The 25,233-nt window shown below is 68.2% G+C and carries 34 protein-coding genes; 19 read left to right on the forward strand and 15 right to left on the reverse strand.

The genetic code is table 11. The features are described 5' to 3' along the window. Positions 1–79: 79 nt before the first annotated feature. The 4 genes from ACFVMC_RS16350 (at position 80) to ACFVMC_RS16365 (ending at position 3,505) form a co-directional block, all read left to right on the forward strand. Positions 80–295 carry a hypothetical protein gene (locus ACFVMC_RS16350; RefSeq protein ID WP_379210989.1) on the forward strand — a complete coding sequence of 72 codons (216 nt, stop codon included), beginning with the start codon at positions 80–82 and terminating at the stop codon, positions 293–295. Between the two features lie 104 nt (positions 296–399). Next, positions 400–1,431: a heat-inducible transcriptional repressor HrcA gene (gene hrcA, locus ACFVMC_RS16355; RefSeq protein ID WP_379210990.1), complete on the forward strand. Its 1,032-nt coding sequence runs from the start codon at positions 400–402 to the stop codon at positions 1,429–1,431. 174 nt (positions 1,432–1,605) lie between these two features. Further along, a complete protein-coding gene (dnaJ, locus tag ACFVMC_RS16360) occupies positions 1,606–2,760 on the forward strand; it encodes a molecular chaperone DnaJ (protein WP_379210992.1) in 1,155 nt (384 codons plus the stop codon). Positions 2,761–2,764: 4 nt separating this feature from the next. Further along, positions 2,765–3,505: a 16S rRNA (uracil(1498)-N(3))-methyltransferase gene (locus ACFVMC_RS16365; RefSeq protein ID WP_379210994.1), complete on the forward strand. Its 741-nt coding sequence runs from the start codon at positions 2,765–2,767 to the stop codon at positions 3,503–3,505. A 37-nt stretch (positions 3,506–3,542) separates the two neighbouring features. On the opposite strand, the gene ACFVMC_RS16370 is transcribed toward ACFVMC_RS16365, so the two are convergent. Beyond that, the gene (locus ACFVMC_RS16370; RefSeq protein ID WP_379210996.1) at positions 3,543–3,836 is read right to left on the reverse strand and encodes a zinc-ribbon domain-containing protein; all 294 of its coding nucleotides are present in this window, start codon (positions 3,834–3,836) and stop codon (positions 3,543–3,545) included. 204 nt (positions 3,837–4,040) lie between these two features. On the opposite strand from ACFVMC_RS16370, the gene ACFVMC_RS16375 reads away from it, so the two are divergent. The 7 genes from ACFVMC_RS16375 (at position 4,041) to era (ending at position 9,160) form a co-directional block, all read left to right on the forward strand. Continuing rightward, positions 4,041–5,102, forward strand: coding sequence for a PhoH family protein (locus tag ACFVMC_RS16375; protein WP_379211535.1), 1,062 nt, complete (start codon positions 4,041–4,043; stop codon positions 5,100–5,102). Between the two features lie 267 nt (positions 5,103–5,369). Then, positions 5,370–5,669: a hypothetical protein gene (locus ACFVMC_RS16380; RefSeq protein ID WP_379210998.1), complete on the forward strand. Its 300-nt coding sequence runs from the start codon at positions 5,370–5,372 to the stop codon at positions 5,667–5,669. 3 nt (positions 5,670–5,672) lie between these two features. Further along, positions 5,673–5,885: a hypothetical protein gene (locus tag ACFVMC_RS16385; RefSeq protein ID WP_379211537.1), complete on the forward strand. Its 213-nt coding sequence runs from the start codon at positions 5,673–5,675 to the stop codon at positions 5,883–5,885. 112 nt (positions 5,886–5,997) lie between these two features. Continuing rightward, on the forward strand, positions 5,998–6,552 hold the full coding sequence (gene ybeY / locus ACFVMC_RS16390; protein ID WP_379211000.1) for an rRNA maturation RNase YbeY: 555 nt from the start codon (positions 5,998–6,000) through the stop codon (positions 6,550–6,552). Then, entirely contained in the window at positions 6,549–7,889 is a 1,341-nt protein-coding gene (locus ACFVMC_RS16395; protein ID WP_379211002.1) for a hemolysin family protein, read from the forward strand. Before ybeY ends, ACFVMC_RS16395 begins: the two co-directional genes overlap by 4 nt. After that, a complete protein-coding gene (locus ACFVMC_RS16400) occupies positions 7,882–8,235 on the forward strand; it encodes a cytidine deaminase (protein WP_379211003.1) in 354 nt (117 codons plus the stop codon). Before ACFVMC_RS16395 ends, ACFVMC_RS16400 begins: the two co-directional genes overlap by 8 nt. Further along, complete coding sequence (era, locus tag ACFVMC_RS16405) at positions 8,228–9,160, forward strand: GTPase Era (protein ID WP_379211005.1); 933 nt, start codon at positions 8,228–8,230, stop codon at positions 9,158–9,160. The genes ACFVMC_RS16400 and era overlap by 8 nt, the downstream gene beginning before the upstream one ends. Before the next feature lie 34 nt (positions 9,161–9,194). On the opposite strand, the gene ACFVMC_RS16410 is transcribed toward era, so the two are convergent. Further along, a complete protein-coding gene (locus ACFVMC_RS16410; protein ID WP_379211007.1) occupies positions 9,195–10,643 on the reverse strand; it encodes an amidase in 1,449 nt (482 codons plus the stop codon). 147 nt (positions 10,644–10,790) lie between these two features. Here ACFVMC_RS16410 and ACFVMC_RS16415 point away from each other — a divergent pair, with 147 nt between their 5' ends. The 3 genes from ACFVMC_RS16415 to ACFVMC_RS16425 all read left to right on the forward strand — a co-directional run bounded on the left by ACFVMC_RS16415 (position 10,791) and on the right by ACFVMC_RS16425 (position 12,534). Next, positions 10,791–11,657, forward strand: coding sequence for an alpha/beta fold hydrolase (locus tag ACFVMC_RS16415; RefSeq protein WP_379211009.1), 867 nt, complete (start codon positions 10,791–10,793; stop codon positions 11,655–11,657). Beyond that, on the forward strand, positions 11,644–12,249 hold the full coding sequence (locus tag ACFVMC_RS16420; protein ID WP_379211011.1) for a TetR/AcrR family transcriptional regulator: 606 nt from the start codon (positions 11,644–11,646) through the stop codon (positions 12,247–12,249). The genes ACFVMC_RS16415 and ACFVMC_RS16420 overlap by 14 nt, the downstream gene beginning before the upstream one ends. Positions 12,250–12,315: 66 nt before the next feature. Further along, positions 12,316–12,534, forward strand: a complete 219-nt coding sequence (locus ACFVMC_RS16425) for a hypothetical protein (protein ID WP_379211013.1) — start codon at positions 12,316–12,318, stop codon at positions 12,532–12,534. On the opposite strand, the gene ACFVMC_RS16430 is transcribed toward ACFVMC_RS16425, so the two are convergent. After that, positions 12,511–13,488 carry a hypothetical protein gene (locus tag ACFVMC_RS16430; RefSeq protein ID WP_379211015.1) on the reverse strand — a complete coding sequence of 326 codons (978 nt, stop codon included), beginning with the start codon at positions 13,486–13,488 and terminating at the stop codon, positions 12,511–12,513. The genes ACFVMC_RS16425 and ACFVMC_RS16430 overlap by 24 nt on opposite strands. A 102-nt stretch (positions 13,489–13,590) precedes the next feature. Between ACFVMC_RS16430 and ACFVMC_RS16435 the strand changes: the two genes are divergently transcribed. Next, the gene (locus ACFVMC_RS16435) at positions 13,591–14,193 is read left to right on the forward strand and encodes a TetR/AcrR family transcriptional regulator (RefSeq protein WP_379211017.1); all 603 of its coding nucleotides are present in this window, start codon (positions 13,591–13,593) and stop codon (positions 14,191–14,193) included. Between the two features lies 1 nt (position 14,194). On the opposite strand, the gene ACFVMC_RS16440 is transcribed toward ACFVMC_RS16435, so the two are convergent. The 3 genes from ACFVMC_RS16440 to recO are packed head-to-tail and all read right to left on the reverse strand — an operon-like array spanning position 14,195 to position 16,243. Then, the gene (locus ACFVMC_RS16440) at positions 14,195–14,608 is read right to left on the reverse strand and encodes a YbjN domain-containing protein (RefSeq protein ID WP_379211539.1); all 414 of its coding nucleotides are present in this window, start codon (positions 14,606–14,608) and stop codon (positions 14,195–14,197) included. Positions 14,609–14,658: 50 nt separating this feature from the next. Further along, on the reverse strand, positions 14,659–15,465 hold the full coding sequence (locus ACFVMC_RS16445) for an isoprenyl transferase (protein WP_379211019.1): 807 nt from the start codon (positions 15,463–15,465) through the stop codon (positions 14,659–14,661). Between the two features lie 34 nt (positions 15,466–15,499). Next, on the reverse strand, positions 15,500–16,243 hold the full coding sequence (gene recO, locus ACFVMC_RS16450) for a DNA repair protein RecO (protein WP_379211021.1): 744 nt from the start codon (positions 16,241–16,243) through the stop codon (positions 15,500–15,502). Between the two features lie 144 nt (positions 16,244–16,387). On the opposite strand from recO, the gene ACFVMC_RS16455 reads away from it, so the two are divergent. Beyond that, complete coding sequence (locus ACFVMC_RS16455; protein ID WP_379211023.1) at positions 16,388–16,804, forward strand: hypothetical protein; 417 nt, start codon at positions 16,388–16,390, stop codon at positions 16,802–16,804. A 1-nt stretch (position 16,805) separates the two neighbouring features. On the opposite strand, the gene ACFVMC_RS16460 is transcribed toward ACFVMC_RS16455, so the two are convergent. Together ACFVMC_RS16460 and ACFVMC_RS16465 are read right to left on the reverse strand one after the other, a co-directional pair. After that, complete coding sequence (locus tag ACFVMC_RS16460) at positions 16,806–17,222, reverse strand: Fur family transcriptional regulator (protein WP_379211025.1); 417 nt, start codon at positions 17,220–17,222, stop codon at positions 16,806–16,808. Between the two features lie 3 nt (positions 17,223–17,225). After that, on the reverse strand, positions 17,226–17,573 hold the full coding sequence (locus tag ACFVMC_RS16465; protein ID WP_379211027.1) for an ArsR/SmtB family transcription factor: 348 nt from the start codon (positions 17,571–17,573) through the stop codon (positions 17,226–17,228). Positions 17,574–17,722: 149 nt separating this feature from the next. Between ACFVMC_RS16465 and ACFVMC_RS16470 the strand changes: the two genes are divergently transcribed. Next, positions 17,723–19,123 (forward strand): glycine--tRNA ligase, encoded by a 1,401-nt coding sequence (locus tag ACFVMC_RS16470; protein ID WP_379211028.1) that lies wholly within the window; start codon positions 17,723–17,725, stop codon positions 19,121–19,123. Positions 19,124–19,157: 34 nt separating this feature from the next. Here the strand turns inward: ACFVMC_RS16470 and ACFVMC_RS16475 are convergent, their stop codons facing one another. The 3 genes from ACFVMC_RS16475 to ACFVMC_RS16485 form a co-directional block, all read right to left on the reverse strand. After that, positions 19,158–19,550: a DUF1707 domain-containing protein gene (locus ACFVMC_RS16475; protein WP_379211030.1), complete on the reverse strand. Its 393-nt coding sequence runs from the start codon at positions 19,548–19,550 to the stop codon at positions 19,158–19,160. Between the two features lie 47 nt (positions 19,551–19,597). Next, positions 19,598–20,323: a DUF899 domain-containing protein gene (locus tag ACFVMC_RS16480; protein WP_379211032.1), complete on the reverse strand. Its 726-nt coding sequence runs from the start codon at positions 20,321–20,323 to the stop codon at positions 19,598–19,600. Positions 20,324–20,447: 124 nt separating this feature from the next. Continuing rightward, positions 20,448–21,056 carry a TenA family protein gene (locus tag ACFVMC_RS16485; protein WP_379211034.1) on the reverse strand — a complete coding sequence of 203 codons (609 nt, stop codon included), beginning with the start codon at positions 21,054–21,056 and terminating at the stop codon, positions 20,448–20,450. Positions 21,057–21,083: 27 nt separating this feature from the next. On the opposite strand from ACFVMC_RS16485, the gene ACFVMC_RS16490 reads away from it, so the two are divergent. Both ACFVMC_RS16490 and ACFVMC_RS16495 read left to right on the forward strand, forming a co-directional pair. Further along, entirely contained in the window at positions 21,084–22,382 is a 1,299-nt protein-coding gene (locus ACFVMC_RS16490) for an acyltransferase (protein ID WP_379211036.1), read from the forward strand. Positions 22,383–22,438: 56 nt separating this feature from the next. After that, positions 22,439–23,290 carry a hypothetical protein gene (locus ACFVMC_RS16495; protein ID WP_379211037.1) on the forward strand — a complete coding sequence of 284 codons (852 nt, stop codon included), beginning with the start codon at positions 22,439–22,441 and terminating at the stop codon, positions 23,288–23,290. Between the two features lie 8 nt (positions 23,291–23,298). Here the strand turns inward: ACFVMC_RS16495 and ACFVMC_RS16500 are convergent, their stop codons facing one another. The 4 genes from ACFVMC_RS16500 to ACFVMC_RS16515 are packed head-to-tail and all read right to left on the reverse strand — an operon-like array spanning position 23,299 to position 25,230. Next, a complete protein-coding gene (locus tag ACFVMC_RS16500; protein ID WP_379211039.1) occupies positions 23,299–23,670 on the reverse strand; it encodes a hypothetical protein in 372 nt (123 codons plus the stop codon). A gap of 21 nt (positions 23,671–23,691) precedes the next feature. After that, positions 23,692–24,090, reverse strand: coding sequence for a roadblock/LC7 domain-containing protein (locus tag ACFVMC_RS16505; RefSeq protein ID WP_379211041.1), 399 nt, complete (start codon positions 24,088–24,090; stop codon positions 23,692–23,694). A gap of 47 nt (positions 24,091–24,137) precedes the next feature. Further along, on the reverse strand, positions 24,138–24,848 hold the full coding sequence (locus tag ACFVMC_RS16510; protein ID WP_379211043.1) for a hypothetical protein: 711 nt from the start codon (positions 24,846–24,848) through the stop codon (positions 24,138–24,140). After that, positions 24,838–25,230 carry a hypothetical protein gene (locus tag ACFVMC_RS16515; RefSeq protein WP_379211045.1) on the reverse strand — a complete coding sequence of 131 codons (393 nt, stop codon included), beginning with the start codon at positions 25,228–25,230 and terminating at the stop codon, positions 24,838–24,840. Before ACFVMC_RS16515 ends, ACFVMC_RS16510 begins: the two co-directional genes overlap by 11 nt. Positions 25,231–25,233 lie beyond the last annotated feature (3 nt).

Genomic DNA, 25,233 nt, shown 5'->3' on the forward strand with positions numbered 1-25,233 from the left:
GTCTTGCCTGATCGGCGCGGGTTCGACTATCGCCGGGGGACGGACCCGCGTAGGCTCCCGAGCAACCCCAAGGAGTCCAATGCCCGAGGCACGACACATCACACTGGTCCACGAGCAGAACGAGTTCGCCGAGGCGCGGGCCGCCGAGAAGGCCGAGAACGCCCGGCAGAGCGCCATCGCGGCGCGTACTGTCGCCAGTCATTCCCACAACGCCGACGACTGCCAGTCGCTGCTGGCCATGCTCGGCCTGGATGCTCTCGCGGGCAAACACGCCAAGAGTCTCGAACCCAGTTAGCCCGCGCTCGCGCCGGTCATCATTGAAATGCTCGTGTGCCACCCATTCCCGGGGGCACACGGGTCATTAGACTGGACAAAGAAGACCAGCGAGGAGGTAGGGCGATGTCGAGCACCGAGGATCGGCGCTTCGAAGTCCTGCGGGCCATCGTCGCGGACTATGTCTCGACGAAGGAGCCCATCGGGTCGAAAACCCTTGTGGAGCGGCATAATCTGGGCGTGTCCAGCGCGACTGTCCGCAATGACATGGCGGTGCTGGAAGCCGAGGGCTACATCACCCAGCCGCACACCAGTTCCGGTCGCATCCCGACCGACAAGGGCTACCGCCAATTCGTCGACCGTATCTCCGAGGTCAAGCCGCTCTCCGGCGCCGAACGCCGGGCCATCATGGAGTTCCTGGAATCCGGCGTCGACCTGGACGATGTCCTGCGCCGCGGCGTGCGGCTGCTGGCCCAGCTGACCAGACAGGTCGCCGTCGTCCAGTACCCGACGGTGTCGGCGTCGACCGTGCGTCATATCGAGGTGGTGGCGCTCAATCCGGCCCGGCTGCTGCTGGTGGTGATCACCGATACCGGCCGCGTCGATCAGCGCCTGGTCGAGCTGGGCGCGCTGGTCGACGACGAGGATATGGCCGCCCTGCGCGGCTTGCTCGGCAACGCCATGGACGGCAAGCGGCTGGCGATGGCGTCCGCGGCCGTCGCTGAACTGCCCGAGACCGCCCCGCCACGATTACGCGACGTGCTGATCCGGGTGTCGACCGTGCTGGTGGAGACGCTGGTCGAGCATCCGGAGGAGCGCCTGGTGCTCGGCGGCACCGCCAATCTGACCCGCAACGCCGGTGATTTCGGCCTGCCCGGTTCGCTGCGGCAGGTGCTCGAGGCGCTGGAGGAGCAGGTGGTCGTACTCAAGCTGCTGGCCGCCACCCAGCAGCCGGGCACCGTCACCGTGCGGATCGGCGAGGAGACCCAGGTCGAGCAGATGCGCACCACCTCGGTGGTGTCCACCGGGTACGGCACCTCGGGCGCGGTGCTCGGCGGCATGGGCGTGCTGGGGCCCACCCGCATGGACTATCCCGGCACCATCGCCTCGGTATCGGCGGTGGCCCGCTATATCGGCGAGGTGCTGGCCGAGCGCTGAGCATCGGCGGGCGCGGTCCGCTGCTAGGCTCGGTGGGCGCTGCACCCTCTCGCAGCCCACTTCCACTCTCGAACCCGCGGCCGGATAAAGTTGAGTGCATCCGACTAATGTCCGGTGGTATCGGCGTTCGGTCGGAGCGGGACAGGCACACGCATCCAAGGACTAGAGACTCAAGTGGCACGGGATTACTACGGACTGCTCGGCGTCGCGAAGAACGCGACCGACCAGGAAATCAAGCGCGCCTACCGGAAGCTGGCGCGTGAACTGCATCCCGACGTCAACCCCGACGAGGCGGCGCAGGCCAAGTTCAAAGAGGTCTCGGCGGCCTACGAGGTGCTGTCGGATCCGGAGAAGCGCCGCGTCGTGGACCTGGGCGGGGATCCGCTGGAGTCCGGCGGTGGTGGCGGCGGTTTCGCGGGCGCCGGATTCGGCGGGCTCGGCGACGTCTTCGAGGCCTTCTTCGGCGGTATGAACGGCTCCGGCGGCGGCGCGCGCAAGCCCCGCGGCCGCGTGCAGCCCGGCGCCGATTCGCTCATCCGGACTCGGCTCAGCCTGGCCGAGTGCGCTGTGGGCGTCACCAAGCACCTGACCGTGGACACCGCGATCCTCTGCGACGCCTGTACCGGGTCGGGCACCAACGGCAATTCCAAGCCGGTGCGCTGTGAAACCTGTGGCGGCGCGGGCGAAGTCCAGTCGGTGCAGCGTTCCTTCCTCGGCCAGGTGCTGACCTCGCGTCCCTGCCCGACCTGCCGCGGCGCGGGCGAGACCATTCCCGATCCCTGCCACAAGTGCGGTGGTGACGGCCGGGTGCGCGCGCGGCGCGAGATCGCCGCGCCGATTCCGGCCGGTGTCGCCAACGGCATGCGGGTGCGCTTGGCCGCGCAGGGCGAGGTCGGCCCGGGCGGCGGCCACGCGGGCGATCTGTACGTCGAGGTCGTCGAGCAGCCGCACGATGTGTTCGTGCGCGACGGCGACGATCTGCACTGCACCATCCGGGTGCCGATGGTGGACGCCGCGCTCGGCACCACCGTCGTCATCGACACCATCCTCGACGGCCCGGTCGAACTGACCATTCCGGCTGGTACCCAGCCGGGCGAGGTGTCGGTGCTGCGCGGGCACGGCATGCCGCGCCTGCGCTCGGGCACCCGCGGTGACCTGCTGGCCCACCTCGACATCGTGGTGCCGGCCAAGCTGGACAGCAAGCAGACCGATCTGCTGCGCAAGTACAAGGGCCTGCGCGAGCGGGACCGCGCCGAGGTGATGTCGGCGCAGTCCGAGCACAACAGCGGCCTGTTCGCCCGGTTGCGCGCGTCGTTCAGCGGGCGCTGAGCCCTTGGCCGCCACCGTCTTCTATCTCGACGACATCCCGGAGCCGGGCGGGCTCGCCGTGCTCGACGGCCCCGAGGGGCGTCATGCGGCGACCGTACGCCGGATCGTGGTGGGCGAGCCGATCACCCTGTCCGACGGGCGGGGCCTGCTCGCCGAATCGGAAGTCGTTGCGGCGCAGAAAGGCCGGCTGGAGCTGAAGGTGCTGGCGCGGCGGACGGCCGCGTCGGCGACGCCGCGGGTGACGGTGGTGCAGGCGCTGCCCAAGTCGGAGCGGTCCGAGCTGGCGGTCGAATTGATGACCGAGGCAGGCGCCGACCGGATCGTGCCGTGGCAGGCCCTGCGCTGCGTCAGCAAATGGGAGGGCAAGGCCGCCAAAGCGGTCGAGAAGTGGCGGGCCGCGGCGCGGTCGGCGGCCCGGCAGTCGCGCCGGCCCTATATCCCGCAGGTCGACGACCTGCATCGCACGCGCGATCTGCTGGATCTGGTGCGCGCGGCGAAAGCCGGCGGCGCGGTGGTCGCGGCCTTGCACGAATCCGGCGCCGCCCGCTTCACCGAGCTGGCCTTCGACGGTGTGCCCGAGGTTGTCCTGATCGTGGGTCCCGAAGGGGGACTGGATGATTCGGAGCTCGCGGCACTGACCGACGCGGGGGCCGAGGCGGTGTTGCTCGGGCCGACGGTTTTGCGCACCTCGACGGCCGCCGCGGTCGCCCTCGGCGCGCTGGGTGCGCTCACCCCGCGTTGGTAGTTCTCACAAGAGATTCGCCGCGGCGAATCTCCGGCATTCAGTGCCGCTCGTGCTGGTGGGCCGGCTGCGGCCCGCCCGCGTGCTGCTGATCGGCGCCGTAGGCCTGGCTGATCAGGGCGTTGACGTTCTCCTTGGGCACGTCGAACGCTGCGCCGCAGAAGGTGCACTCCAGGAAGTGCCTGGTCTTGAGCGGAATCAGCGGAATGAAGAACAGCGTGAACATGGTGACCGCCTTGCGCAGCGCGTGCGCGGACGGATTGTGGCAGTGAGCGCACACCAGCGTGAGCATGGCGAGCTGGTGAATTTTGCGGTTCCAACCCCAGATGAGCACAGCAAACCCCCGAGAATCGTGTTAGGTCGCGGTAGACACTACTGGCTGCGGCCGGATTCGGCACCTGGCTTAATCACTGGGCCGTGTCGGTGCCCCGCGTTAGAATTTGCTCACACGAAACAGCTGTCGAGACCGGAAAGCAGGCTGTAGCGACTTTTGCGAACACCAGGCGAGATCGGCGATCCCACGAACTCCACCACAGGTATCGGTGCCGACGACAACGGTTCGGGCCCCGCCGCTCGTACCGTGCGTTCGGGTATCGACCTCGCACCGGAATCGGTGTTCCCGTTCCTGGGCTCCGCCGACCAGAATTTGCGTGAACTCGAACGGCTGCTCGACGCCGACATCCACGTGCGCGGCAACTCGGTGACACTCACCGGCCGGGCCGCCGATGTGGCGCTGGCCGAGCGGGTCATCGAACAGCTCATCGCGCTCACCGGGCGCAACCGCGTGGTGACACCGGAGGCGGTGCGCCACACCGTATCCATGCTCACCGAGGGTTCCTCGGATTCACCGGCCGAGGTGCTGAGCCTGGACATTCTGTCCCGGCGCGGCAAGACGATTCGGCCCAAGACGCTGAACCAGAAGCGCTACGTCGACGCCATCGACGCCAACACCATCGTGTTCGGCATCGGCCCGGCCGGTACCGGCAAGACGTATCTGGCGATGGCCAAGGCGGTGCAGGCGCTGCAGGCCAAGCAGGTCACCCGGATCATCCTGACCCGTCCCGCGGTGGAGGCCGGTGAGCGGCTGGGATTCCTGCCCGGCACGCTCAACGAGAAGATCGACCCGTATCTGCGCCCGCTCTACGACGCCCTGCACGACATGATGGATCCCGAGGCCATACCGAAGCTGATGGCCGCGGGCGTCATCGAGGTCGCACCGCTGGCCTATATGCGCGGCCGCAGCCTCAACGACGCGTTCATCATTCTCGACGAGGCGCAGAACACCACTGCCGAGCAGATGAAGATGTTCCTCACCCGCCTCGGCTTCGGCTCCAAGATGGTGGTGACCGGCGATATCAGCCAGGTCGACCTGCCCGGCGGCGCCCGTTCGGGCCTGCGCGCGGCCAGCGAGATCCTGACCGATATCGAGGACATCGCCTTCGCCGAGCTGACCTCCAGCGATGTGGTCCGCCACCGCCTGGTCTCCGACATCGTCGATGCCTACGACCGGCACGAAGCCGAATCCCGGCCCGCCGTCGGCCAGCACTACCCGGGCAACCGCGCCCAGCGCCGAGCCGCCAGCCGCAGCGACCGCCGCTGATGGCCACCTAACGATGGCGCCCGGTTCAACGGGCGCCATCGTTGTTCTTGTGCTCAGGATGCGGTCAGTTTGCGTCCTCTGTGACCCCTCGCTTGTGTCCCCTGAATCACATTGATCGCCGGGCTGGCGAGGGAACCATATCCATCCGGCGGACATCTAATCATGCTGAAGGGGAACGAAATTCGAATCCTTCAGGGGTGCCATCGGGGTGATGGATGTGTGCCTCCCCGTTCTTTGAGCAGGGAGATCGAAACGAACATCAGGCGAATGATCGCGGCAGGTGTGATTGCTGCGGGGATGTCAGCCGGAGTCGTGGCGCCTACTGCGTTCGCGGCGCCAACAGAGGCGCCGGTGCACCACTCGTTGAGCTCCTGGGTCGAGTCTGCGAAGGTGCAGGCGGGAAGCCCTCAGAATGCCACCTTGTCGGCGGAAGAGCAGGCGGCTGTTGACAACAAGAATGCAGGCAGGCCCTACGATCAGAAGGCGTACAACAGGGCGATGCAAAAGATCAAGCAGGCGGAGAAGTACGATGGGTGCCGCAACAAGCAGAAGCGAAAGAGTTGCTGAGTGATGGTCGAGCGATTCCGTATCTCCCATTTTTCGCAGTCGAATCCCGCTGGTACGGGGCAGGAAGATATACCGCAGCTCCTACGGGCGGTCGCCGCGAGCATCGAGGAACTGGGCGATATTTCCGTCAGCGATCTCGTCATGCACAGCGAGATCACAGCAGACGGGGAGTGGCCGTCGATCACGGTCTACTACGATGAAAAGATTGCTGACTGATCAGAAGCGAACGGAGCGGGCTCGGCCTCCTGGCCGGCCCGCTTTCGTGGTTCCAGTGACTGTCCTGCGAGCCGGAGGGGGTGGCGGGACGGGGAGCGAATACGCTGTTCAGGTGAGCATCGAGATCGCCAATGAGTCGGGGGTCGACGTACCCGAAGAAGAGCTGGTCAGTGTCGCGCGGTTTGTGATCGGCCGGATGGACGTGCATCCCGCGGCGGAGTTGTCGATGGTGCTGGTCGATCTCGACACCATGGCGGATCTGCACATGCGCTGGATGGATCTGCCGGGGCCGACCGATGTGATGTCGTTCCCGATGGACGAACTGGAGCCGGGCGGTCGCCCGGACAGTCCGGAGCCGGGGCCCTCGATGCTCGGCGATATCGTGCTGTGCCCGGAATTCGCGGCGGCGCAGGCACGTAAGGCCGGCCATTCCCTCGATCACGAACTGGCGCTACTCACCGTGCACGGCGTGCTGCATCTGCTCGGGTACGACCACGCCGAACCCGAGGAGGAGAAGGAGATGTTCGCGCTGCAGGCGCGACTGCTCGAGGAGTGGTACGAGAGTCTCCGGGAGGCACGGGTGCGCGCCGAGCTCGCCGAACGGGACGCACAGCTACTCGGCAAGGCCGGCTTCACCAACCCGGGTGACGATCTAGGCGCTCGGTGAGTTCGCTGACCCTGATCGTCTTCGCGATTCTGCTCGTCCCGCTGGGCGGTCTGTTCGCCGGTATCGATGCGGCGCTGAACACCATTTCCCCGGCGCGGCTCGACGATATGGTGCGGGCCGAGCGGCCGGGCGCGCAGCGGTTGCGCCGCATCGTCGACGACCGCGCGCGGTATGTGAATCTCATGGTGCTGCTGCGCATTCTGTGCGAGATCGGCGCCACCGTGCTGCTCGCCTCGGCGCTGATCGGCATGATGAGTCAAGGCTGGGCGCTGCTGATCACCGCAACGGTGATGGTGCTGGTCGATTATGTGGTGATCGGTGTCGGCCCGCGCACGCTGGGCCGCCAGCACGCCTACACACTGGCGCTGGCCTCGGCGCTGCCCCTGCAATTCATCGGCATGGTGCTCGGGCCGGTGAGCCGTCTGCTGATCCTGATCGGCAACGCGCTCACACCCGGTAAGGGTTTCCGCAACGGCCCCTTCGCCTCGGAGATCGAGTTGCGTGAGGTCGTCGAAATGGCAAGCGAGCGTGGCGTTGTCGCCGACGACGAGCGCCGCATGATCCAGTCGGTGTTCGAACTCGGCGACACCTCCGCGCGTGAGGTGATGGTGCCGCGCACCGAGATGGTCTGGATCGAGCAGGACAAGACCGCCGCGCAGGCGATGTCGCTGGCGGTGCGCAGCGGGCACTCCCGGATTCCGGTGATCGGCGAGAACGCCGACGACATCCGGGGCGTGGTCTACCTGAAGGATCTGGTGCCCTACGCCGATCGCAGCCGCGGGGTGCGGGTCGGCGAGGTGATGCGCCCGGCGGTGTTCATGCCCGACTCCAAACCGCTCGACGATCTGCTCGACGAGATGCAGCGGCGCCGCAACCACATGGCGCTGCTGGTCGACGAGTACGGCGGTATCGCGGGGCTGGTCACCATCGAGGACGTGCTCGAGGAAATCGTGGGCGAGATCGCCGACGAATACGACACCGACGAGACGCCGCCGATAGAAGATCTGGGGGACGGTCGTTTTCGCGTCTCGGCCCGGCTCTCGGTGGACGATCTGGCCGAGTTGTACGGCCTCGAGATCGAGGAGGAGGACGTCGACACGGTCGGCGGCCTGCTCGCGCACGCGCTGGGCCGGGTGCCGCTGCCCGGATCGCAGGTCCAGGTGCACGGTCTGGTACTGCGCGGCGAGGGGCATGCGGACGGGCGCGGGCGGATGCGGATGCACACGGTCGAGGTGCGCCGGGCGCCGGAGCAGGGCAGGGGCGAGGAGCCGAATGGTGAGGCGCCGCGCAGTGATCATTTCGAACGACGTGACGAGGACGGAGACTCCGATGACTGAATTGGACGCCGAGGACACCAAACTGGTGGTTCTGGCCCGCGGTGCGCTCGCCCGCACCGGCGGGGCGAGCGGCGCCGCGGTGCGCGACAGCGACGGCCGCACCTACGCCGCCGGCGAGGTGGGCCTGCGGGCACTGCGCCTGACCGCACTGCAAGCCGCTGTCGCGGCCGCGATCTCCAGTGGCGCCGAGGGTTTCGAGGCGGCGGTGGTGGTCGGTGGCCGGCTCTCCGACAGCGGGGTGACCGCGGTGCGCGAGGTGTCCCCGGACGCGCGGATCGTGTTCACCGACAAGTCCGGCGCCGTGTTCGAGATCGTCGACGACGGCGCCGAGGTGTCGCATGGCTGAGGGCGGCTCCGCCGGATTCCGTTCCGGTTTCGTGTGTTTCGTGGGCCGGCCGAATACCGGCAAGTCGACGCTGACCAATGCGATGGTGGGCGCGAAGATCGCGATCACCTCGTCGCGGCCGCAGACCACCCGTCACACCATTCGCGGCATCGTGCATCGGGAGAACTTCCAGCTGATCCTGGTCGACACTCCCGGCCTGCACCGTCCCCGCACCCTGCTCGGGCAACGCCTGAACGATCTGGTGCGCGACACCTACTCCGAGGTCGACGTGATCGCGCTGTGCATCCCGGCCGACGAGAAGATCGGCCCCGGTGACCGGTGGATCGTCGAGCAGGTCCGGCAGATGGCCCCGAAGACCACCCTGCTGGGCGTGGTCACCAAGACCGACAAGGTGTCTCGCGACGAGGTCGCCGAACAGCTGCTCGCGGTGTCGCGGCTGCTCGGCGGTGACGCCGAGGTGGTGCCGGTGTCGGCGGTGCGGGGCGAGCAGGTCGAGGTGCTGGCCGAGGTGATCGCCGCGCAGATGCCCGAGGGCCCGGCCTTCTATCCCGACGGCGAACTCACCGACGAGCCGGAGGAAACCCTGATGGCCGAGCTCATTCGCGAGGCCGCGCTCGAGGGCGTGCGTGACGAGCTTCCGCATTCGCTGGCCGTGGTGATCGAGGAGATCATTCCGCGCGAGCGGGACGAGGACGAACGCGACAAGCCGGAACTGCTGGACGTGCACGCCAATCTCTATGTGGAGCGCCCCAGCCAGAAGGCGATCATCATCGGCAAGGGCGGCGCCCGGCTCAAGGAGGTCGGCACCAACGCGCGCAAACAGATCGAGCACATCTTCGCCGCCCGGATCTATCTGCACCTGCACGTCAAGGTCGCCAAGGACTGGCAGCGCGACCCGAAGCAACTGCGCAAGCTGGGCTTCTGACGAGCGCCCCGGCGGCAGCCGGATCGGTCTTCGCTCACCACCAGCGGTGTGGGCGGGCGCGCTCCCAGTGCAGTTCCGATTCCAGTTGCGCCGCAACCGAAATCAGTAGTTGCTCGGTGTCGGCGGTGCCCATCAGCTGGGTGCCGATCGGTAGTCCGGTCTCGGTGAATCCGGCCGGGACGTTCACGCTCGGCCAGCCGAGCACGTTCCACGGCCAGGTGTAGGGGCACGCGGCGGTGATCAGGTTGTTCGTCGCGCTGAATCCGATGTCGTCGATCTCCTCCGCGCGCGGCGGCGGCGTGGCCGTGGTGGGCGCCAGCACCAGGTCGTAGTCGTCGAAGAAGGCGCCGACCCGCCGGTGCAGCAACGGTTCCGCCCGCCGGGCGGCGAACAGTGCCGGGCCGTCCAGCAATCGCCCGAGCGCCACATTGACGCGCGTGCGCGGATCGACCTCGGCGCCGGGCATCGCGTCGAACACCGAGCGGATGCCGCTCATCGATCGGGGCAGGAAGGACGCGCCGATCATCAGCCCGTAGTGCAGGTCGGCGATGGTGACCGAATGCCCGAGCTTGCGCAGCGTGGCGGCCATGCGGCGGGTGGCGGCCTCGACCTCCGGATCGAGCGCGGTCCTGGTGGCGGTGAACGGGATGCGCAGTGACAGCGCGATGCGCAGGCGGCCGGGATCCCGGCCCACCGCGTCGGCGGCGGCGATCGGTTCCGGGGTGTGGCGGTCACCGGCGTGCGGTCCGGCGGCCGTGTCCAGCAGCAGCGCGGCGTCGGCGACGGTGCGCGCGAGCGGCCCGTTCACGGTCAGCCCGTTGAACGCTTCGGCGGCGGGCCAGGTGGAGATGCGCCCGCGCTGCGGTTTGATGCCGACCAGGTTGGTCCACGCGGCCGGAATTCGGACCGAGCCCGCCCCGTCGGAACCCAGTGCGGCAGGGACCAATCCGGCCGCGACGGCGGCGGCCGAGCCGCCGGAGGAGCCGCCGGGAGTGTGCTCGGCCGCCCACGGATTGCGGGTGTGCCCGAAGGCCGCGCCGCTGGTGAACGGCAGCTGGCCGAGTTCGCAAGTGTTGGTCTTGCCGACGATCACCGCGCCCGCCGCGCGCAGCCGGCGCACGGCCTCGGCGTCCTCGATCTTGGGTTCGAAATCGCCGCCGCAGCCGAAAGCGGTGGGCTCACCGGCGATATCGGTGTCGTCCTTGACCGCGATCGGGACACCGAGTAGTGGCAGGCGTTCACCGGCGGCCAGGCGTTTGTCGGCGGCGGCGGCTTCGGCGAGCGCGCGGTCGCGGCGCACGACGCGAAACGCGTTGAGCCCGGGCTGGCCGGCCTCGATCCGATCGAGCGCGCCCGCAACCGCGGCGGCGGAGCTCAGCGTGCCGTTCGCCAGCGCGGCCGCGGTGTCGGCCAGGCCGAGTTCCGCGAGTTCGGGGGCTCGGTCGGGGACCACCGACAGTCGGCGGCGGCTCGGCACGGTCATGTGAGCTCCCTCTCTTCCAGTCGCTTCGATACTGAACGGTAACCCCTTATTTGGTCAACCGTCCACGTATCTGACTGTAGACATACATACGGGATGTATGTTTATATGTGCTGGTCCGACAACGGAATTCCGAAGAGGGGAACGATCATGGGAATCAGCGCTGAGCTCGGCCAGGTCAAGGAGGTCGCCCTGCCCGGCGGCCGGATCCGCTACCACGAGACGGGGGCGGGGCCGGTGGTCGTGTTCGTGCACGGCGCGCTGGTCAACGCCGACCTGTGGCGCAAGGTGGTGCCCGGCATCGCGGCCGCCGGGTTCCGCTGCGTCACGCCGGACTGGCCACTGGGGTCGCACTCGATCCCGGTCCCCGGCCTGGACCTCACGCCGACCGGGCTGGCGGATCTCATCGCGACGTTCCTGGAGCAGCTCGGGCTCACCGACGTCACGCTGGTCGCCAACGACACCGGCGGTGCGATCAGTCAGATCCTGCTGACCCGCCGGCCCGAACGGATCGGCCGCGTCGTGCTCACCTCCTGCGACGCCTACGACAACTTCCTGCCGCCGCCGTTCACCGTCATGTCGGCGCTGGCCCGGATCCCGGGCTCGATGTTGCCGCTGCTGGCCGCGACCCGGCTGCCCGGCATGACCCGCTCACCGCTGGCTTTCGGCTGGGTCACCAAGCGTCGGGTGCCCGACGCGATCGTCGATTCGTACCTGCGGCCCGGGCGCACCTCCGGGGCGATCCGAAAAGACCTGCGGCGCTTCTTGAAAGCAATCGACAGCCGCTACACGGCCGAGGCCGCCACTCGCTTCGGCGAGATCCGGCAGCCGGTGTTGCTGGCCTGGGCGCGCGAGGACAAACTGTTCCCGCCCGCGCATGCCGAGCGGATGCGCGCCGAACTGCCCGACGCGGCCCTGACCTTCATCGACGATTCCTATGCGTTCCTCCCCGAAGATCAGCCCGAGTTGCTCACCGAACGGATACTGGAGTTCACTCGGCTGCATGCCACGTCGTAGCCAGGAGGATCGTTCTCGCGCCACCCGAGCCGCGCTCGAACAGGCGGGCCGCCGCCTGTTCGCCGAGCGCGGCTTCGCGGGCACCTCGGCCGAGCAGCTCGTCGCCGCGGCCGGCGTCACCCGCGGCGCCCTGCACCACCACTACGGCGACAAGCGCGGCCTGTTCGTCGCGGTGCTGGAGCAGCTCGAGATCGACAATATGGCCGAGATCGAAACGGCCATCGCCGGCACCGAGGACTTGATCGCCGCGATGGCCATCGGCCTCGGTACCTTTCTGGAGATCTGCCAGCGCCCGGAGATGATTCGGATCGCCCTCTACGATGCCCCGGCCGTACTCGGCTGGCAGGCGTGGCGGGAACTCGAGATCCGGCACGGTCTGGGCATGATCATCCGGCAGCTCGAGGACGCACGCTCGGCCGGGCTGATTCCGGACATTCCCGTCACCGCCTTCGCCCATCTACTGCTGGCCGCCATTACCGAGGCGGGGCATCTCGTCGCGCACGCCACCGACAAGGACGCGACCCGAGCGCAAGCGCAGCAGTCGCTGATGCTGCTGGTGAGCGGATTGCTCACATCCCCTCCGTCGCAATGATGTCTCGAAAGATGAGACCCTATTCGAGATAGCGGTAGACGCCCAGGCGCGGGCGACCTCGCGCAGGTGCTCGTCGAATCCACCGCGAGCGATATCGATTACGTCTTCGGGGAGGCCATCGGCAGGCTGACGCAGCGCCCGGACGCGGTCGAGGTCGCGTTCGACAGCGGCCGCGACGCCGAGTTCGACCCGGTCGTCGGTGCGGACGGCTTGCATTCGCGGGTACATCGAATTCGATGGCGGCCCTGGACTCTGGATGAGTCAGGCGGGAACTGGTTCGGCTGACACCGTGGTCGCCGAGGCAGGCGTCCGGCCGCGCGACGTCAGGAAACCGACGCCCAGCAGGATCAGGGCGAGGGCGGCCCAGGCCAGCAGGATCATCAGGGGCTGCGTGGCGGCAGCGCCGTCGAAGAAAGCGACCGAGCGCAGCAGGGAGGCGGCGGCGCCGGGCGGGAGGAATTGGCCGATGGCGCCCCACGGCTGGGGCAGCATCTCCGGCGCGGTGGTGGCGGCGGAGAACGGGTTGCCGATCAGCAGCATGGTGAGCGCGCCGAGGCCGATACCGGGCTGGCCGATGACCGTGGCCAGGCCGACGATGGTGCCCGCGACGGCGAAGGACACCAGTCCGGCGACGGCGGCCAGGATCGGATATGGGCCGGGGATGATGGACATCCAGCCCTGGATGATCGCCATGCTGAGCAGACCGCCCACGACACCGAAGCCGACCAGCCCGATCAGACGGCCGGACACCGACGGAACCAACAGGCTGAGCAGCACGCCACCGGCGATTCCGGCCATCACCAGCGGCAGCACCATCGCGCCGAACGCGGCGCCGCGCGGATCGTCGGCGTCGGCGGCGATCACGTCCTCGACCGCGGCGGGCCGAGCTCCGGAAAGCTGCTGTGCCATCGCCGAGAGCTGTTGGGCCACAGCGGGACTCGCGCCGGAGGCGACCAGCACGCGCGGCGCGCCGTCGCCGGTGACGATCGCGCCGTACACCTCGCGGTCGGCAATCGCGGTGCGGGCGGCCGCCTCGTCGGCGGGCCGGGTGATCTCGAATCCGCCGGGAACGGCCTGGTTCAGTTTCTGGGTGACCATCGCGGCCTGCGGTCCGGTGACAGCGAGCGGCAGGTCGCGCGGTGCGGTGTTGGCCGCGGGCCAGGCGAACGCGATCAGCATGAGGGCTTGGATGAGGGCGGCACCGATCCCGAGGGCGATCGCCTTCTGCGGGGTGTTCATGGGTTCTCCCGTAAATCGAATGTTCGTTCTCTTTTCGATGCCGATATCGTCGCGCGCACCGGGTGACTTGTCAAGAACGAGCATTCGTTTTAATTTGAGGTCATGCCTCGAGTCAGCGAAGAGCACCTGGAACGCCGCCGCCAGCAGATCCTGGACGCGGCCCGCGTCTGCTTCGCGCGCAAGGGGTTCTACGACACCTCCATGCAGGATGTCTTCGCCGAAGCCGAGCTCTCCGCGGGCGCGGTCTACCGGTACTTCAAGTCCAAGAACGACATCATCGCCGCACTGGCGAACCAGACGGCGGTACCGCTGATGGGTCTGCTGACCGAGCAACTCGACCTCGATCCGCTGCCCACCCCGGGCGACCTGGTCCAGGTGATCGCCCAGCATGTGGTCGACAGCAGCCATACCGGCGGAATCGTCCGGCTCGCGCCCCAGGCCTGGGCCCTCGCGCTGGTCGACCCGGACGCCGGAGGATACGTCAAGGAGGCCATGACCGGTATCCGCGGCTTCTGGCAGGACTACGCCGTGCGCATGCAGGCGGCGGGCTGGCTGCCCGCCGACGCCGATCCGCAGGCGGTCGGCGCGGCCATGTTCGGAGTCCTGCCCGGCTTCATCCTCCAGCACCTGATCGTCGGCGATATCTCGCCGGAGAGCCTGGCCGCCGGCGTCCGCACGCTGATGCCCTACGGCGAACCCGGATAGGTCAGGGCAGCAGCAGGCCCTGGCGGGCGCGGCCTGCGCCCGAGAGCACCAGCAGCAGCATGGTCGCCAGCGACTGATCGTCGAGACCAGCCGCCGGGAAGGTGTAGCGCAACATCACGTCGGCCAGTTTGTCGTGGCTGATCAGCGTGATCGAGCCGAACTGCAGAGCGCTGTTGCGCTCGGCGACTCGCTTGTGCAGCGCCGGCTTGAGCGGACGATCCCAGGCCAGTACGCAGGTGAGGGTGAGTACGTCCAGGCCGGGCGCCAGGGTGACCGCGCGCAGCGAGCACAGCGCGCCCTCGTATTCGAAACCGAGCGAGCCCTCCGGGTCGACGCGCACGTCCACCTCGTAGAGCGACAGGCAGGCCCCGGCTCGGGCCTGGAGTTCGGCTTCGGAAGTCGCGGGTGCGTCCATCTCGGTGCTTTCTCGTCGCTGCGCGGGCTGCGCGCCGGGATCCTCGGCCTTCACTTGGTGCCGCCGAAGCGCCGGTCGCGCTTAGCGTACTCGAGGCAGGCGTCCCACAGGTTGCGCCGGTCGAAATCGGGGAACAGCGTCGACTGGTAGACGAATTCCGCGTACGCGGACTGCCAGATCAGGAAATTGGAGCTGCGGAACTCGCCCGACGGGCGCAGGAACAGGTCCACATCGGGCATATCCGGCTCGTCCAGGTGCCTGGCGATGGTGGCCTCGGTGATCTTCTCCGGATCGAGTTCGCCCGCCGCCACCCGGCGCGCGATTTCCCTTGTGGCGTCCGTGATCTCGGCCCGGCCACCGTAATTGACGCACATCGTCAGCGTCATGACGGTGTTGTCCTTGGTCAGCTCCTGGGCGACCTCGAGTTCCTTGATCACGCTGCGCCACAGGCGCGGTCGCCGCCCGGCCCAGCGCACCCGGACGCCCATCTCGTTCATCTCGTCGCGGCGGCGGCGGATCACATCCCGGTTGAAGCCCATGAGGAAGCGCACCTCATCGGGGCTGCGCCGCCAGTTCTCGGTGGAGAACGCATACGCCGACAGCCACTTCACGCCGATCTCGATACAGCCCTCGACGGTGTCCATCAGCACCGCCTCGCCGCGCTCGTGACCCGCGGTGCGGGGCAGCCCGCGCTCCTGCGCCCAGCGGCCGTTGCCGTCCATCACCAGCGCGACGTGGTTGGGCACCAGTTCCGCGGGAATCGCCGGCGGAGTCGCCCCGGACGGGTGCGGCGACGGCGGACGGACGGTGCGCGCGGTGGTCGTAGCGGAGTCACGGCGGAGGATCACGGCGTCCATCCTGCCTGATGCGTGTGGAGCGGTTGCGCGGGTCTCAGGCGGAAGTGGTCGAGCGTTCGATCAGCGGCAGGGTGCGCAGCTGTCGTTCGAGATGCCATTGCAGATGCGCGGCGACCAACCCGCTGGCCTGGCGGCGCACTCCCTCGGGCGCGGATTCCACAGTCGCCCATTCGCCTTTGAGCAGCGCGACCAGTAGATCGAGTACACCCTGCTGCGGGGTGGCCGAGCCGGGCGGGCGGCAGTGCACGCACACCGCGCCGCCCGCGGCGACATGGAAGGCCCGGTGCGGGCCCGGGGTGGCGCACTTGGCGCATTCGTCCAGGGCGGGCGCCCAGCCGGCGAAACCCATGGCGCGCAACAGGAACGCGTCGAGGATCAACTCGTGCGGGCGCTGCTTGGCGGCGATGGCGCGCAGCGCGCTCGCGGTGAGCGCGTGCAGCCGCGGCGCCGGCGCGCGTTCCTCGCCGGCCAGCCGCTCCGCGGTTTCCAGCACCGCGCACGCGGTGGTGTAGCGGCCGTAGTCGTCGACGATGTCGGCGGCGAACGCCTCCACGGTGTGCACCTGGGTCACCACGTCGAGCGTGCGGCCCGGATGCAGTTGCACATCGACATAGGCGAACGGCTCCAGCCGCGCCCCGAAACGGGACTTGGTGCGGCGCACGCCCTTGGCCACCGCCCGCACCAGCCCGTGCTTGCGGGTCAGCAGGGTGACGATCCGGTCGGCCTCGCCCAGCTTGTGCTGGCGGACCACCACCGCCTCATCCCGGTACAAACGCACGCGGTCATCCTCGCACGCCGAGCCGACACCCGGCCTCGGACACCGCGGCCGAATCGCCGGACGGTAACCGGCTCGGGGCTTCCCACACTCGGAAGCTGGCTACGATGGCGGCGGGGTGCGACCGGAGTGGGATGGGGGAGTGCGATGGAACAGATGCCGGCGGAGCCCCAGGGTTTCGGGCAGCCGATCGACCGGGGTCGTTCACGCCGCACGGGCGAATTGATCGCGACCGCGCTGCTGTGGCCCGTGGTGGTCTGCCTGATGGCGGTGCTCGGATATTTCGCGCTGTGGGTGGTCGGATTCAGCGGCACCTACTCCTCGCCGTCGTGCTCGGCGCGGAATTCGGCGGCCGGCTGTGACCGGGCCGCGGTCGAGCGGGCCGGGGATCTGCTGATCCTGGGCGCGGTGCTGCTCCCGGTCCTCGCCGTGATCATGAGTGTGGTGCTGGCGGTGGTGAAGCGGTTCACCCGCCGATTCGCCTGGTGCCCGGCCTATCTGTGGCCGCTGCTGTGCGTGCTGCTCCAGCTGCTGTGCCTCTGGTGGGCCCAGGCGCTGACCTGATTCAGCCGGCGCAGGCGCGGCAGGTGCCGAAGATCTCCATGGTGTGGCTGACCTCGGTGAAACCGTGCTCGGCGGCGATGGCGTCGGCCCAGGCCTCCACGGTCGGACCCTCCACCTCGACGGTGGTGCCGCAGTGCCGGCAGACCAGATGGTGGTGGTGGCCGGTGGAGCACTGCCGATACACCGACTCGCCGGAGTCGGTACGCAGTACGTCGACCATGCCCGCGTCGGCCAGCGATTGCAGCGTGCGATAGACGGTGGTGAGCCCGATGCCCTGGCCACGTTTGCGGAGCTCGTCGTGCAGTTCCTGCGCCGAGCGGAATTCCTCGATGTCCTCGAGCAGCGCGGCGATGGCGCTGCGCTGCCGGGTGCTGCGGATGCCCACCGACTTCGGCGAGTCCTGGGTCTTGTCAGGCACGGATCACCCTTCCTCGGCGTGCGCGACGGCATCGACCACGATATGCGCGAGGTGATCGTCGACCAATTCGTAGAGCACTTCGCGGCCGGAGCGTTCACCGTGTACCACCCCGGCCGACTTCAGGATGCGCAGGTGCTGGCTGACCAGCGGCTGGGTGACGCCCAGCGCGTCGACGAGTTCGTGCACGCAGCGCGGTGATTCGCGCAGTTGCAGCACGATGGCGATGCGGACCGGTGCGGCCAGGGCGCGCAGCAGTTCGCCCGCGTCCTCCAGTACGGTTCGCGACGGAACCGGCGCCGGGCCGGGGGATCGGTACGGATTGTGCGCGTGCGCGGCGGTCTCGGGGGCCATGGCTCTACTCCTTAATGGAAAGCATTACCATTTTGCATATGCATGTGTGCGCATGTCAAATGGGCGCGCCGGGAATCTCGCCACTACCGGCGTGCGGTGGAAATCCACTTGGCCCGAGCCGATAGTCTGAAGGGGATTACTACGAGCGGATGGAGAATTCTCGCGTGGCACCCAAGTCGAAGGTGGACACCGTTGCCAACCTCGCCAAGCGCCGGGGTCTGGTGTACCCGTGCGGTGAGATCTACGGAGGCACCAAGTCGGCATGGGACTACGGTCCGCTCGGTGTCGAACTCAAGGAGAACATCAAGAAGCAGTGGTGGCGCACCATGGTCACCAGCCGCGACGATGTGGTGGGCCTCGACTCCTCGGTGATCCTGCCGCGCCAGGTCTGGGAAGCGTCCGGCCACGTCGCCACCTTCACCGACCCGCTGGTCGAATCGCTGCACACGCACAAGCGCTACCGCGCCGACCATCTGCTCGAGGCCTACGAGGAGAAGCACGGCCACCCGCCGGTCAACGGCCTGGCCGACATCAAGGATCCCGAAACCGGCCAGCCCGGCTCCTGGACCGAGCCGAAGAACTTCTCCGGCCTGCTCAAGACCTACCTCGGCCCGGTCGACGACGAAGAGGGCCTGCACTACCTGCGCCCGGAAACCGCGCAGGGCATCTTCGTCAACTTCAAGAACGTCAAGGAGACCGCGCGCAAGAAGCCGCCGTTCGGTATCGCCCAGATCGGCAAGAGCTTCCGCAACGAGATCACCCCGGGCAACTTCATCTTCCGGACCCGCGAGTTCGAGCAGATGGAGATGGAGTTCTTCGTCAAGCCGGGCGAAGACGCCGAATGGCACAAGTACTGGATCGACACCCGCCTGGCCTGGTACACCGACCTCGGCATCGACCCGGAGAACCTGCGGCTGTTCGAGCACCCGAAGGAAAAGCTGTCGCACTACTCGGCCGGCACCACCGATATCGAGTACCGCTTCCGCTTCCAGGGCAGCGAGTGGGGCGAGCTGGAAGGCATCGCCAACCGCACCGACTACGACCTCAAGACGCACTCCGAGCACTCCGGCACCGATCTGAGCTACTCCGATGCCAACACCGGTGAGAAGTACATCCCGTACGTCATCGAACCGGCGGCCGGTCTGACCCGCTCGCTGATGGCCTTCCTGGTCGACGCCTACACCGTCGACCAGGCGCCGAATGCCAAGGGCGGCATGGAGGAGCGGATCAGCCTGCGCCTGGATCGCCGCCTGGCGCCGGTCAAGGCGGCGGTGCTGCCGCTCTCGCGCAATGCCGACCTGACGCCGAAGGCGAAGGATCTGGCCGCGCGGCTGCGCAAGAACTGGAACGTCGAGTTCGACGACGCGGGCGCGATCGGCCGTCGCTACCGTCGCCAGGACGAGATCGGCACCCCGTTCTGCATCACGGTCGATTTCGACACCCTCGAGGATCAGGCCGTCACCATTCGCGAGCGGGATTCCATGGCGCAGGAGCGGATCGCGCTGGACAAGGTCGAGGGCTACCTCGCCCAGCACCTGATCGGCGCGTAGCGGATCGCACCGGAACGCCCACGGGCGTTCCGGTTCACTTCTCGGGTTTGCCGGTGACGTAGGCGATCGCGGTGGGGATCAGCAATGCGAAACCCCATGGGCCCGCGACCCAGATCGGCCAGAAGTAACCCAGGCCGGTAGCCAGCCAGATCAGCACCATCAGCAGGTTGACCGCGGCCCACGGGATCCACATGATGGTCACCCACTGCGGCAGGCGCGATCCGGTCGGCTGCCCCGGTGTGCGTCGTTCGGCGGGCAGGTCCGATACCAGCGGTGTCAGTTCGCCGTGGGTTTTCGCGGCATAGGCGTGTTGCAGCCGCTCGTCGTATTCGTGCAACGACAACATGCCCTTGTCCATGGCGCGGCGCAATTGGTCGGCGATCTGCTGGCGGTCCGCGTCGGAAGCGCGCAGCTCTTTCTTCCCCACGCTCGCCAGCTTAGGCGGGCCCGGGGTGCCGCGCGCCCGAATCCGGCTCAGTGACAGTGGTTCCGAGCAGCCTCGTAACTGTCGTGGTGGATCGCCTCGCCGACGTGCCGCTGTCGCCCGAGCGGGGTCAGGTCGAGATAGTTGTGGGTGTTGATCAGCAGGTCACCGCCGCGGGAATACGACGAATAGGTGTGGAAGACGGCATTGTCGTCGTCGCGCCAGAACACGCTGGTGCCCGGCTGCTCGCCATCGGTGAAATAGGTTTGGCCGTTGGCCTCGAGTTCCTCTTTGGTCTGGAAGTTGTAGTACACGGGCGTGACGAATTCGTCCTGGGTGACGTGGAAGTCGTAGTTGAACTCGCTGCCGTGCGCGGAGTACACCGGGAAGGTCCAGCCCATCCGCTCGATGTACTTGCGCAGCTGTTCCCACGGTCCGCGCGAGACGACGGCGAAGCTGGTGTCCTGGGCGTGCAGGTGCGCCAGGTGCCCGACATTGTCGAGCAGCATGGCGCAGCTCGGGCAGCCCATGTCCAGGTCCCAGCGCCACATCATGTGGTAGACGATCAGCTGGCGGCGTCCCTCGAACAGCTCGGCCAGCGTGACCGGGCCTGCGGGGCCGTGGAATTCGTACTCCTTGCGCACCGGCACCATCGGCAGTTCGCGGCGTTTGGCCGCGAGGGCGTCGAGCCGGTGCGTGAGCTCCTTCTCTTCGGCCAGCAGCTGCTTGCGCGCGGCCAGCCATTCGTCGTGGGTTGCCACGGCCGGACGGTTCATGAGGTCTCCTCCGATTTCGGCGATACCGGTCCATGTAGGTAGACGGGGCCGCGGATTCGAACTCATCGTTCGACTGTCAAGAGGGGGTGACACGCCATCGAGTACTGCTGTGGCGCAGCGCGTTTCAGAGCGGAACCGTCCAGAACGCGATCTCGTGCCGCATGCCCTCCAGAAACAGGGCCTCGGCGCGTGCGCGGTCGCCGCCCGCCTCGTCGAGCATCTGCGCGCAGCGAGCCGTCAAGGCCGCGAATCCCGGATCGGCGTAGGTGTCGATCCAGCGGCGGTAGCGCGGTTCGGCGGGCGGCTGCTCGGCCAGCAGCGCGCCGAGCGTCGAATAGCCCCACATGCACGGGTAGAGCGCGGCCAGGCCGTCGGCGTAGTTCGCGGCCGAATCCAGCAGGAATGCCGTGTAATTCAGGCACGGCGTGCCCTTGACCGCACCCACGAGATCCGCGCCGAACTCCCCGGCCAGGTCACGATGCAGCGACAGCTCCTCGTGGAAGGTGGCGTGCGCCAAGTCGACCAGATCGCCCAGGTGCGCGGCGGGCGCCTGCCAGGCCAGCCGGGAGAAGACGCGGACGTAGTCGAGCAGGAACAGATAGTCCTGCTCCAGCCAGGAGCGGAACACCGGCTCGGCCAGATCGCCCTGCGCGATGCCGACGACCGTGGGGTGCGTCAGCTGTTCCTCGACCAGTGGGCGGCCGAGCTGCTCCAAGTGTGCTGCGAGACTCATCCGACCAGTCTCTCGCATGCTCGGAGTTTGCGAACACGGCGGTGGTACCGCACGCTGTGCGGTGTGTGGCGCGATATGGGTGATGCGGTGCGAGTGCTGGCGCCGTCGGAGCAACGGTTCGTCCGGCACGGTACCTACACCGGGCGTTCGGTTCTCGTCGCGGGCGAGCTGGATATCGACGCGTTGTGCACCGCCTTCGCCGCGCTGCGGCGCGCGTACCCGGTGCTGGCCTGCCGCATCGGGGCGGACGCCGACGGGGTCGGATATCTGCTGCGGCCCGGCGCGGCCTCCACCGGCGCCTGGATACGGACGGGTTCGATCGAGCAGGTGCGGCTGCCCGAGCACACGGTGGATCCCGGGGTGCAGCTGGCGTATCTGGACGTCGTCGCCGGCGCGGGTGGTGTACGGGTCACGCTGTACGCGCATCACAGCGTGGCCGACGCCGGGCACTGCGTGCAATTGCTGATCAGGCTGTGGGAGTTCTACACCGACCGGGTGTCACCGGAAGCGGTTGAGCCACAGGATCTTCCGTGCTCGCTGGAGGACATCGCGGCCGAGCGCGGAATCGTGCGGGGCGCGGTCTCCGGCCTGGAAGAACTCACCGTCGCGTTGCCGCCGGATGCCGGTGTGCCGCCGCTGGATCCGGTGACCCCGGCACCGCCGCGAATCGCGTCACCGCAGCGGGTGGTATTCGATATCGCGACCACCGCGCGCATCGTCGAGCTGGGGCACCGGCCCGGGATGAGCGTCAACGGGCTGGTGACCGCCGCCCTGCTGCGGGCCTACGCGTCCGAAACCGAGCCCGATACAGCGGTATCCGTGCGCTGCCTGTATCCGGTGGATCTGCGCGCCCGATTCGACCCGGCGGTGCCGCGGGCGGCGGGAACGAACATGGGCGGTCTCACCGCCTTCGCCGCCGACACCGACCTGGCGGACGACGGTTCCGCACTGGCGCACCAGATTTCGGCTCGGCTGCACCACCAACTGGCCGAGGGAACCGTGCAGCAGTCGGTGCTGCATTTCCCGGATTACTACGGCGCCCACCGGATTCACGGACTGGCCAGCCATGTCGCGCTCACCAACACCGGTCGGATCCCGGACTTCCGCATGCCGCCCGAGCTGCGGCTCACCGACTACGAGATCGTCTATCTCTCCGCGCATCCGCGGCCGTCCCCGGGCGGGGCAGCCGCCGTCACCTTCCAGGTCTACACCTTCGGGGATCGGCTGATCGTCGGGGTGCTGGGCGGGGGCGCGGCGGCGGGACGATTGCCCGTCGCCGTGCGGCGCGAACTCGCGGGGCGGCCCGGCGCACGGATCGGGCGGTGAGGCCGTAGGGTCAGGCAGGCATCGAAGGTCTACCCACACAGGATGTCTCGCGCGTCATGAGTTCGTATCTGCCGTACAAGCTGTTCCTGCCGCATTCCACGCCCTCCGTGCATCGGGTGTTCGCGGTCTATCAGGATCAAGGCTGGGATGAGCTCAAAGCCGTAGCCACCTTCGATGATCGCGCTTCCGCGGTCCGGCTCGCCGACGCGCTCAACGAATTGCTGTCCGGTGCCGAGGCGGGGCCGGAGTTCGTCGCCGAAGCCCTCGAGGCCGCGCCTCGGCCGGTGCGCGCCCAGGTCGAACGGATCGCGCACCGGATCGAGTCGTCGTTCGTGCACACCGACTACCTCAACGCGCTGGCCCGTCCCGCCATCTGCGGTGTCATGCGGTTCCCGCTCACGCCCGAGGAACCGGACGATCCCATCATCACCCCGCGGACCGCCGAAACCCTACGCAACCAGGGCGAACTCTTCGTCGAGGAGCTGATGGCGCTGCTCGACGGCGACGGTTCCCGCCGCGAGCTTCCGCCAGCTCTGCAACGACAGAAGGCGCCGTTCCTGAACCAGTTCGTCGCCAGCTTCGAGCATCTGCTGCAGAGCCTGGATTCGGGCGCCTGGCCCGAACCTCGTTGCCCCGCCGAGGAAATCGCACTGTGGATCATGCTCGAACGCGCCGCCGCCCAGGTCGAAGACGAACGCGCCGGCTTCGCCGCCAACACCTCGCAGTCCATCGCGGACCTCCCGAAATCCGACTACGACTACAACTTCGACGACCTCGGCGAATCCCTCTTCCCCGACCAGCGATTCCGCGAAACCGTCGACCATCCCACCCCCTTCGAAAACGGCACCCTGAAACACCTTTTCAAGCCTTTCACCCCGGAACCCACCCGCCGCGAACGACGAGGGTGAGTTTCGTGCTACACCTCGAGCTCTTCCTCGATGGACTTGAGGCGGTGGCGGGCGAGGGCGAGGTTGGCGCGGTTGCGGTCCAGGGCGAGGTAGAGGAACAGGCCCTTGGATTTGCGGCCGGTCAGCGGGCGGATGACATGGTACTGGCCGGTGAGGGTGATCAGGATGTCCTCGATTTCCTCCTTGAGGCCGAGCTGGTCGATGGTGCGGAGTTTGGCGCGCACGACCTCGGTATTGCCGGCCGCGGCGGTTTGCAGGTCGAGGGCCTTCGAACTGCCGAGCATGCCGAGGGCCATGCCGCTGCCGTAGTCGACGACGGCGGCGCCGACCGCGCCCTCGATCGTCATCATGTCCTTCAACGCGATATCCATATTGCTCATGGTGTTTCCTTTCGAACGGGATCAGGGATTGCTCTCGGTGGGGGACAGGTGGCCGGTGATCGCGCGGGCCACCGGACGCGATTCCAGGTGCAGGCGGCCGACATTCACCTCCGGTCCGGCCAGCACGGTCAGCGAGGTCCAGCCGCAGGCGTAGACCACCACGTAGCCGTCGGTGCCGTTCACCACGACCTCGTGCAGGCCACCGCCGTGCGCGGTCGCGGTCAGCCGGTGCGAGACGCCCAGCTGTGAAGCGGCAAGCGCCGCAACGCCATTGGGTTCGATATGGGCGGGTAGATCATGGGCGACCAGCAGCCCGTCGTTCGAGGCGACCAGGGTGCCGGTCAGCGCTGGAATGCGCGCCCGCAGCCCCGTCAATTCCGCGAGCACCGCCGGATGCGGCTCGGGTTCGGTAATCGCCACCTTGCTCAACCTTTCTACGAACTGGCCGATGAATGTTTTGCGGACTCTCAATCGAGCTCCTTCAGAGCGGTGCGCAGCCGGACGAGCAGGTCCCGATCGGCCGCGTGCCAGCGATCGTCCGGCGGCGCGATCAATTCCCGCCGGGTCAGACGCCGCGGTAATCCGGATTCAGCCGGATCCCGCGCGGGCGGTTCGATCAGTCCCGCCGCGGTCAGCTCCCGCACCGCGGCCAGGCAGCCGTAGCTGGTGCGGCCTAGTTGCTCCGCGATCCCGGTCACACTGCGCCGGCCGTCGGCGACCGCCAGCACCTCGGTCTGGTGACCGGTGAGCAGCACGCGGTGCCGCCGGATCCGGCCGACCGGGCGCACCGGCGCCCGGTCCACCAGCTCGACCCCCCACGGTCCGGTCTCCGCGCGCTCGCGACGCGCGCACTCACGCATCAGCCCGTGCGGCGGCACCCGGCAGACCGTCGCCAGCCAGTGCGCCGGCGCGGGCCGGAACTCGGGCGCGCCCGGCGTGACCAGCAGGAAGTAGGCGGCATCGAAAACCGCCAGCAGCGCAAGGGTTTCCAGCCTCGGGCCCGGCGTCCTCGACAACCCCGCCGCGCCGAGCAGCCGATCCAGCCCGGGCGCGCGCTGACAGTCGACGCCGTTGATCGCGCCGTCGGTGAAATGGAAGGCGCCGTCGCCGACGCAGAGCACACCGGTGCGCCGCTCGGTCGCGGCGCGCAGCAGTTCGGCGGTGAGCTCACTGCCCATGACCGTCTCCGGCCAACTCGCCGAGAATTGTCCGGAGACGGAATCGCGCGATCGCGAGATTGCCTGTGTCACTGTCGAACAGCACGTGCACGAACAGCCGGCCGTCGAAATCGCCGTTCACCAGGTTCAGCAGATGGAATCCGCCGGTGCCGCAGACGATGATCTCGTGCAGGTCGCCGCCGCCCTCGGTGGCTGTCAGCGCCGGGCAGCCCAGCACGCCGCGGACCACGTCGGTGAGGCCGGCGGCGCTCTCGTGTTCGTCGACCAACTCGTGCGCGCCGGCCGCCGCGATCGCCAGCCCGCTCGCGCCGTCGACCAGCGTGACACTGCGGGCGCCGGGGATGCCCAGGATGCGGTCCAGGCAGTCGTCGATACCCGTCACCGC

Origin of the sequence: Nocardia sp. NPDC127579 (assembly GCF_042672005.1) — a bacterium.
GTDB lineage: Bacteria > Actinomycetota > Actinomycetes > Mycobacteriales > Mycobacteriaceae > Nocardia.